Annotated in this window: 9 protein-coding genes; 8 read left to right on the top strand and 1 reads right to left on the bottom strand. The window is 46.4% G+C overall.

Annotated elements, in window-relative coordinates:
- The first annotated feature begins 331 nt into the window (after positions 1 to 331).
- The 5 genes from BN1117_RS19190 (at position 332) to BN1117_RS19750 (ending at position 3,280) form a co-directional block, all read left to right on the top strand.
- Entirely contained in the window at positions 332 to 742 is a 411-nt protein-coding gene (locus BN1117_RS19190) for a hypothetical protein (protein ID WP_082032618.1), read from the top strand.
- 120 nt (positions 743 to 862) lie between these two features.
- Positions 863 to 1,276 (top strand): GFA family protein, encoded by a 414-nt coding sequence (locus BN1117_RS19185; protein ID WP_082032617.1) that lies wholly within the window; start codon positions 863 to 865, stop codon positions 1,274 to 1,276.
- A 204-nt stretch (positions 1,277 to 1,480) separates the two neighbouring features.
- Complete coding sequence (locus BN1117_RS16165) at positions 1,481 to 1,900, top strand: site-specific integrase (protein WP_040099046.1); 420 nt, start codon at positions 1,481 to 1,483, stop codon at positions 1,898 to 1,900.
- A gap of 751 nt (positions 1,901 to 2,651) precedes the next feature.
- Entirely contained in the window at positions 2,652 to 3,017 is a 366-nt protein-coding gene (locus BN1117_RS16155; protein WP_040099042.1) for a DUF2061 domain-containing protein, read from the top strand.
- An 80-nt stretch (positions 3,018 to 3,097) separates the two neighbouring features.
- Positions 3,098 to 3,280, top strand: a complete 183-nt coding sequence (locus tag BN1117_RS19750; protein WP_082032616.1) for a hypothetical protein — start codon at positions 3,098 to 3,100, stop codon at positions 3,278 to 3,280.
- A gap of 38 nt (positions 3,281 to 3,318) precedes the next feature.
- Here BN1117_RS19750 and BN1117_RS16150 read toward each other — a convergent pair whose 3' ends face one another.
- Positions 3,319 to 4,494, bottom strand: coding sequence for a retropepsin-like aspartic protease (locus BN1117_RS16150; RefSeq protein WP_040099040.1), 1,176 nt, complete (start codon positions 4,492 to 4,494; stop codon positions 3,319 to 3,321).
- A gap of 617 nt (positions 4,495 to 5,111) precedes the next feature.
- Here BN1117_RS16150 and BN1117_RS16145 point away from each other — a divergent pair.
- From BN1117_RS16145 to BN1117_RS16135, 3 genes are all read left to right on the top strand, one after another.
- Complete coding sequence (locus BN1117_RS16145) at positions 5,112 to 6,029, top strand: hypothetical protein (protein ID WP_040099038.1); 918 nt, start codon at positions 5,112 to 5,114, stop codon at positions 6,027 to 6,029.
- Between the two features lie 134 nt (positions 6,030 to 6,163).
- On the top strand, positions 6,164 to 6,649 hold the full coding sequence (locus tag BN1117_RS16140; RefSeq protein WP_040099037.1) for a DUF3990 domain-containing protein: 486 nt from the start codon (positions 6,164 to 6,166) through the stop codon (positions 6,647 to 6,649).
- A complete protein-coding gene (locus tag BN1117_RS16135; RefSeq protein WP_040099035.1) occupies positions 6,649 to 7,068 on the top strand; it encodes a hypothetical protein in 420 nt (139 codons plus the stop codon). The genes BN1117_RS16140 and BN1117_RS16135 overlap by 1 nt, the downstream gene beginning before the upstream one ends.
- Positions 7,069 to 7,186: the final 118 nt, after the last annotated feature.

The following is a 7,186-nucleotide window of genomic DNA, read 5'->3' as shown; positions in this document are numbered from 1 at the left end:
CCTGTTTTTGGTTCAGTTGGGAAGTTGGAAAATTATCCACTAATAAAAATTGAAATAAATGTAGCTCATGAACATGTAAAACCAGTGGTACAAAGGCTTAAAGCATGTTTGGGTTGGGAAGAGCCGTTGGTAAATATTGTCAAGCTATACAATAGTGACTTTGAACTTTGAGTTTGGAGCATACAGCTAACAAACGCCTCAAGAGGGACTGTCAACGCGCGGCGTTTCCAGTCCCATTGGGCCGCGGTGGTTGCAGTTGTTGTGATTGAGTTTAGTGGTCGTGCGTTGCCAGCCCCTTAGGCGGGCGTTAGGTTTCACACGGAGGTAGTGTTTGGAAGTGATAAAGTTGCCAAACAATGGCATATGCGAATGGGCTGGAATGGAAGATTATCAGCTTCTTTCTCCAAGCAGTACCATTAGTGCGATACTCACCTATATTGGAGAGCCTCCTCATGGCGACTCCTATCATAGCCTAAGTATTAATGGTAAAAAGTTCCCAGGCTATGCTTGGGGTTGCCTGTTTGCATTTTCATCTGATTCTAGGTTTTTAGTTTGTAGCTGGATGGAAAAGCTCATTGAGCGAAAAACTGTAGTTATAGACTGCATAGAAGAAAAGTACTTTATTCTCCCTACTTACATCTACATGTTTTCAGTTGAGTGGCCCCATGTGTCGGGAGTGGGAAGTCAATGGGAGAGCTTAGGCTATACGTTCACAGGGGATGAGAACTGGCTGAACTACTGAAACCTAACAAGGCCATCAAACATCGCCCCCTTCGGGGGCTGGACTCGCAAAACACGCTCGCCGTTTATGGCAAGCGTTAGCTGTTAAAAGTATCTTACCTGTAAAATTATTGGAGGATTTATGAAAGGTCATGCTAAATGTTTATGTGGCTCCGTCGCACTAGAAGTTGAATATGCTAGTAATGAGGTGGCAGCTTGTCACTGTAGCATATGTCGCAACTGGGGTGGCGGTCCAATGCTAGCCATCGATTGTGCTGATTCAGTAAAAATATCAGGTGAAGAAAGCGTCACAAGATACTCATCCTCAGATTGGGCAGACAGAGGGTTTTGCAATAAGTGTGGAACACATTTGTTCTATTACCTTAAGCCTGCAAATCAGTATCACCTACCTGTTGGCTTGCTTCAAGGTGATGACAATTTTCAGTTTACTCATCAAATATTTGTTGATGAAAAGCCCGAATATTATGATTTCAAAAACGAAACTCAGAATATGACTGGTGCTGAAGTGTTTGCTCATTTTGAAGCCGAAGGGTAAACAGCTAACAAACGCTTCAAGAGGGACAGCCAACGCGTAGCATTTTTATCATGCGTTGGTTTTCTGTGGTTTCGGTGTTATGCGGAAAGTTAGTAGTAGCGTCGTCTGCCCCTTAAGCGGGCGTTAGGTGTCTGTTCATGTTCAACATAATCCATTTGATGTAAACTTCTGTATATCATAAAAAATAGTGTCGACGGGAATTTTATGGACTACGAAGAGTACGAATTGTTAGTTGAACAACAAAGGGTTAAGAACAATCAACTGCTAGATCAATTTGAATCACATTTAAAAGGTGAAAAGCTGTCCGAAAAAACTGTGTCTAAGCACCTTAATAATCTTGATTTCTATGTAAACCACTACCTTTTGCATGAAGAAATTATTGAGCCTAAAAATGGTGGTGCCGAGGAAATTGGATATTTCTTTGAGGGTTGGTTTCCTCGAAAAGCAATGTGGTCGAGTCCAGAATCAGTAAAGGCGACAATTACAGTTCTTAAAAAGTTCTACCAATACCTTTTATCTCAAGGACTTGTTTCTGCCTCTCAATACTCGGAACTTCTTGAAATCATAAAAGAAAGTAAAGATGAGTGGGTAAGTTATTATCAACCAATGGAGTCTGGGTGGTAACACCTAACAAACAATTCAAGCAGACCCTCAACGCGTGGCATTTTTGTTGTGCGTTGAGTTTAGTGATCACGGCAAATCTGGGACACCCACCTTTTTGAGCAAGGCGTAGCATACCCCGAACCCAAAAGATGGGTGTCCAAAGTCTCTCTGACAATATGGGCTTGGGGCTGACGTAGCACCTATGGCACTCTGGTGACTTTCAAACACCATTGGGCGGTGGTCTCCTATCGCTTACCTGCTCGACTGAACAACATGGAGTGTGTTCTCATGCCTTTATTCACCAAAACCCTGACAACTCGCGCTGCTGGGCGCCATGGCGGGGGCACACGCCCAGCCTCTTCCCGCGACCAACCACGACGCCCCGACAGGCAATGGCACCAACAATCTATTGATCGCGGCAGTGGCCTGGAAACAAACGGCAGCCGAATATCAAGCCCTCTACCATGAGGGATATAATCTGGCCCGGATGCAGCTGGAAAAAGCCCTCGAGAAAACAAATCTGGGACACCCACCTTTCTGAGCAAGGCGCAGCATAGCCAGAACCCAAAGGATGGGTGCCCAAGGTCTTCTTGTTCATGGGCAAGTGTGAAGAAGCTGTACTTTATCGCCTTGGTTGCGATTGGCAACCGCTGAACCACACCGGCCACTCGCCCGTTGATAGGTTCTCTCTATCCCGGCAATAGATGAGAATAGTTTTCATTTAATCTCATTTTGGCGGATACTCTCATCATCAACAGAGGGAGCCGCCATCATGAAAAAAACCATCAGCTTTGCCATTCTGCACTTCGGTGTCGCCTTTACCGTGGCCTACCTGCTGACCGGTGAGCTGCTGACCGCCAGCCTGATCGCCCTGATCGAGCCCGCCGTCAACACGGTCGCCTTCTACTTTCATGACCTTGGCTGGCACAAACTCAAGCCAAATCACAGCCTGCAGGCCAAGACCAGCAGCTTCGCGGTGGTCCACTTCTCGGTGGCCTTCGGGGTGGCCTTCCTGCTGAGCGGCGAGTTGCTCACCGGCGGTGTGATGGCGATGATCGAACCGGCCATCAATACCCTGGTGTTCTTCTTCCACGAGCGGCTGTGGCGCGCCCGCAGTCAGCAACTGGCGCTGGCCTGATCAACCGGGCAACCCGCCTCCCCCTTTATCGCGGCCACAAAAAACCCGACACTCCGGCGAGGAGTGTCGGGTTTTTACGCTTGGCTGCCCCAACGCCATCGGTCAATCTAAACCCTGCACTGCAAGAGCCTCTATCCCAGGGCAATTGCGGCATCCGTGATAAAGGGCAACACCTCACCTTCTTCACCAAGGGGGACGACGCCACGCTGGAGCGTTACGGCCAGCCAACCCTCACCTGCCTGGAAAATCCGACCAAGGGCTGAGGCTGACAGGGGCGGCTCATCTTGCCGCCCCACCTTGACTAGATGGCGATATCCAGCGGTTTTCCTTCCCGCACAATTCGCAACTTGAGCGACCCCGGCTTACTGGTGTTGAGCAGCTCACGCACCTTGTCGATCTCGAGGGGACGATAAGCCACCCCGTTGATCTGCTCCAGAATGTCGCCATTGGCCAGACCATAGGGGGCCAGATCCCGTTCGTCGCTGTAGTAGACCTGCAGATGCTCGCCATAAAAACGCACCCCGATATGGCGCAGGGTTGGCGGCACTTTGCGCGCCAGGCTGTCGGCGTCGTAGCAGAGCATCATCCGCCCGGGGATGATCGCAAAGCGATTGAAGCGGTGAACAAAATCCAGCCCAAGACCATACTGCTCATTGCTGTTTTCCGACACGCGCAGCTCACCGAGCTGGCGCTCATCAAAGTGCAGGCCGGTGAGGATATGTTCACGCCCCTCCACCATACCGCTGGCATCCACCCCTTTACGTGGCATTGCATCTTCACCAGAGAGCGCCTTCTGATTGACCATAAAGTCGATAAAGGCACGGTCGACATAGCTCTGATCGGCCCCGGTATCCAAAGACATGCGCACGCTGCTCTCGCCGTGGGTCAGATACACTGCCGGGGAGCGGTTGTAGCTGTCTTCATAGCCGATGCAACGCTCGAAGGTGGCTGCCGAGGGTGCCGTCAACGAGGCTGTGAGCTGATGCCTGTCGCGATCAAACACCCAGTTGAAGCGACGGATGGTGTCGATCCCGAGGATGCCATCGATACGGCTACCAAGAGACTGGGAAAAGAGCTCGAAATCAACGGTTGCCCACAGATCGCTGTCATCAATGGTGACCGACCCCAGCGAGAAGGGCTGCGGCTCAACAAAGCCAAGCTGCTCACTGCCCAGTTGACCCGAAACGCTGCTCACACTGGCAAAATCAGCCTGATAGGCCCTGGGCAATTCGCTTAAGGTCAGCGCCTTAAAGCGGCTGGCCAGACGATGGTCGATAACTGTGATACTGGCCCCGGTATCGAGCAAAAACTGGTACTGCTCACCGGCGATGGTAACGGGGATCAGGGGGGCACTTTCGTAATGCACTGTCAGCACCGGGCCGGGTGCATTGCGTTTGGTGGATGAATCCGGGGCTGTGCAGCCTTGGACGACGAACAGGGCCAACATGGCCAGCGCCACTTTGAACTGCGACTTCATAACTCTCCTTCCCGATAGCAGATGCCCCCCGCGACGCCACCGCATAATACTATCTTGTTGATTTATAGATAAATAAGCTATTTCAGCAGGGGGCGTGGACAATAACAAAGAGTTTTATGCTGGTTCAAGCCAGATGTGACCATGAATATTCTATGGTGATAGATCAAGAATGGTTGTTCACGCTATCTCGGCGTGTCATCAATCGTGGGTGACATTTGATTAATTTATTGATCTTGCACAGAAATTCTCAATATTGAACTTTCTCTCCACAGCGCCATGGTTAATATTGCCATTTGGCAACACTTGCCTCGTCGGAGTCTCCCATGAGCCATGCCAACCCCATCCCGTTGGTGAACCGCAGCAGACTGGAGGCTGAAATTCAGGGGCGGTAGCCATGCCGGATGGAATAGATAAGCGAACGCTGCCCACAATGACCCACCCAACATGGCGACGGCCTCCTCTTTATTTCTGACCTGCTCGTGCAGGCGTGATTTGGCGACACTTACCAACATAGCTCTGGGTAGTTTTTGGTGGTGACTGTTGTTTACGGAAAGCTGGTTTAGGCGGCTCTCACCCCTTTACACTGCGTTAAATTTCCTAAAACTGTGAGGGAACATATGGAAGAGAATAAACACCTTATAGCATTTGCTTTGCATTCAAATAGCTGGGTTTATGGTATAGGTTCAAAAAAACAACTAGAAGCACAGTCTATACAAGTGGTGCCAGAGGATTTTACGGCAGAAATGAAGGGGAAAGTATATTGTCCAGTTTGTACAACGCCGTTATCTAGAACTCCTGACCTAAAAAATATAACGACCAATGCTGTAACTGCTCATTACAAACACAAGCCGTCATTTTCTCACATTAATTGCCGCCTCAAAATACAAAAAAAACAGGGGCAACTGTTTAAGAATGAAGAGGAAGCTAAAAAAGCTATTGAAAATGAAGAGTTAGTTGTTGTTTCTAGTTGGCAGCTTGCCCCTCCAGAAATCTCAGATGAAGACGAGGAGCTAAAGGAATATGAACGTACACCTATCGAAGATGAAAATGGCCCGGAAACGGAGGTTGCAATAGGTCGTCACAATGGAGAGGAATTTAAACTGCCAAGTAAAATAAAGAATATCGGTGCACTGTGTAGGGATTTCGATAAAAACATTCATCGAGCATATATTCTACCCAGTTCGAGACATATGAAAGTTCTAAGGGATGCTCTTAATCCAACAAGTATCGTCGTTGATGGCTTTGATAAGTTGCCTCGATTATTTTTTGCAAAAATATTAAATTACAAAAGATTGACATATCGTAATATCATTTACGTCGAAACTCCTAACTTTCAAGAGTTCAAATTATATACTTACCCAAACTTTGATGAAAGAAAGCACATTGATTCTACAAAAATTGGGCGGTACATACTGTTCCACTCAGACATAGGATGGGAAGGTAATGATATTCCTAAAAGCTTCTTGAATGCATGGGGGCAGTATGGGTTGCTTCCAGAGAAATATGAAAAGTACCTTCCTAAAAAAGAAATTTAACAAACATTTCAAGAGGTACAGCCAACGCATGGCATTTTTATTGTACGTTGGTTTTAGTGGTTTCAAGGTTGCGCGGAAACTTGGTAGTAGCGTTGGCGCCCCCTTAAGCGGGTGTTAAGCAACAAGAGGATACAATGGAAATTACTTTATATCACGGCACAGATAGTAATGTTGTACAGGACCTAAAGAACTGTAAGGTTGATGTTAGTAAAGGTGGTGGTGAGTTTGGTAAAGGGTTTTATTTAGGAAACAGTCGACGCCTAGCTAAACGGCGAGCTTACCATAAGACTAAAGGAATTTATGGGACTGCTGACAATGCAATGTACTATCTTAATAACACGCTGGAAGTAAAGATAAACATTATCCAACTAGAGAAGTTTTACAAAAAGAATGAACTGAATAGAAAGCAAGGGCGATGCTTATTTTATAAATTATCTAAAAAACCTAAAACTACAGGTTCTTATAGTGTTTCTCCAGACTATGATTATATAGTTGATCCGATTGTCGGTCGAAAAGGCAGATACCTCTGTGTTACTCAATATAAGTTTGATTCGAAGCAATCAGAAAATGTTATGAATAAACAATGCTTAAACGTCAGCATAGAAACAAGGATAGTTTAATGTGTCCGCTAGTTTACTATATGGAAAGAGATTTAGAGGATAAAAAATACAAACCCATCTCCCAGTTGTCTAACAGTACCGAAGAATATGTTCTTGGGGAGTTGTTTTTAGTTTCTAATTCAGAGGAGCTACCTAAAAAAGCTAAGGTAAAGGTAATATCCGGCGAAAGAATAATCTATGATAATCTAATACATGTGGAGGACAGAAATCTATACTCTGAGTTTAAACTTGAATTTTCAGAATCTGGTTTAGTGGTAAAAGATGATGTTATAATTCGTGCCTACAAGTTGAACCATGTTGAGAGCGATTTTCCTCATGCTTGGATTCTGTTTGAAGAGATCGATGCGGCTAAAATATTAGATAGTTTAGAAGAGAATGATAATTATAACCTACTAGGTGAGTCGGAGGTTATTGTTTAACACTCTGCTTAAGAGTGATTTCAACGCTTGGTTTTTTTCCTATGCGTTGTTTTAGCCCGTAGGTTCGATTAGCGAAGCGTATCGGACGTTCGCGATCAAACCGACATTCCGCACCTGA

The organism is Aeromonas australiensis (assembly GCF_000819725.1).
Classification (GTDB): domain Bacteria; phylum Pseudomonadota; class Gammaproteobacteria; order Enterobacterales; family Aeromonadaceae; genus Aeromonas; species Aeromonas australiensis.
This window is presented reverse-complemented; position numbering and strand designations above follow the sequence as displayed.

Bases quoted from the DNA above. Each gene is read 5' to 3' on its own strand.
- BN1117_RS16165 (WP_040099046.1), top strand. From the start codon at position 1,481: ATGGACTACGAAGAGTACGAATTGTTAGTTGAACAACAAAGGGTTAAG.
- BN1117_RS16150 (WP_040099040.1), bottom strand. From the start codon at position 4,494: ATGAAGTCGCAGTTCAAAGTGGCGCTGGCCATGTTGGCCCTGTTCGTC.
- BN1117_RS16145 (WP_040099038.1), top strand. From the start codon at position 5,112: ATGGAAGAGAATAAACACCTTATAGCATTTGCTTTGCATTCAAATAGC.
- BN1117_RS16140 (WP_040099037.1), top strand. From the start codon at position 6,164: ATGGAAATTACTTTATATCACGGCACAGATAGTAATGTTGTACAGGAC.
- BN1117_RS16155 (WP_040099042.1), top strand. From the start codon at position 2,652: ATGAAAAAAACCATCAGCTTTGCCATTCTGCACTTCGGTGTCGCCTTT.
- BN1117_RS16135 (WP_040099035.1), top strand. From the start codon at position 6,649: ATGTGTCCGCTAGTTTACTATATGGAAAGAGATTTAGAGGATAAAAAA.
- BN1117_RS19185 (WP_082032617.1), top strand. From the start codon at position 863: ATGAAAGGTCATGCTAAATGTTTATGTGGCTCCGTCGCACTAGAAGTT.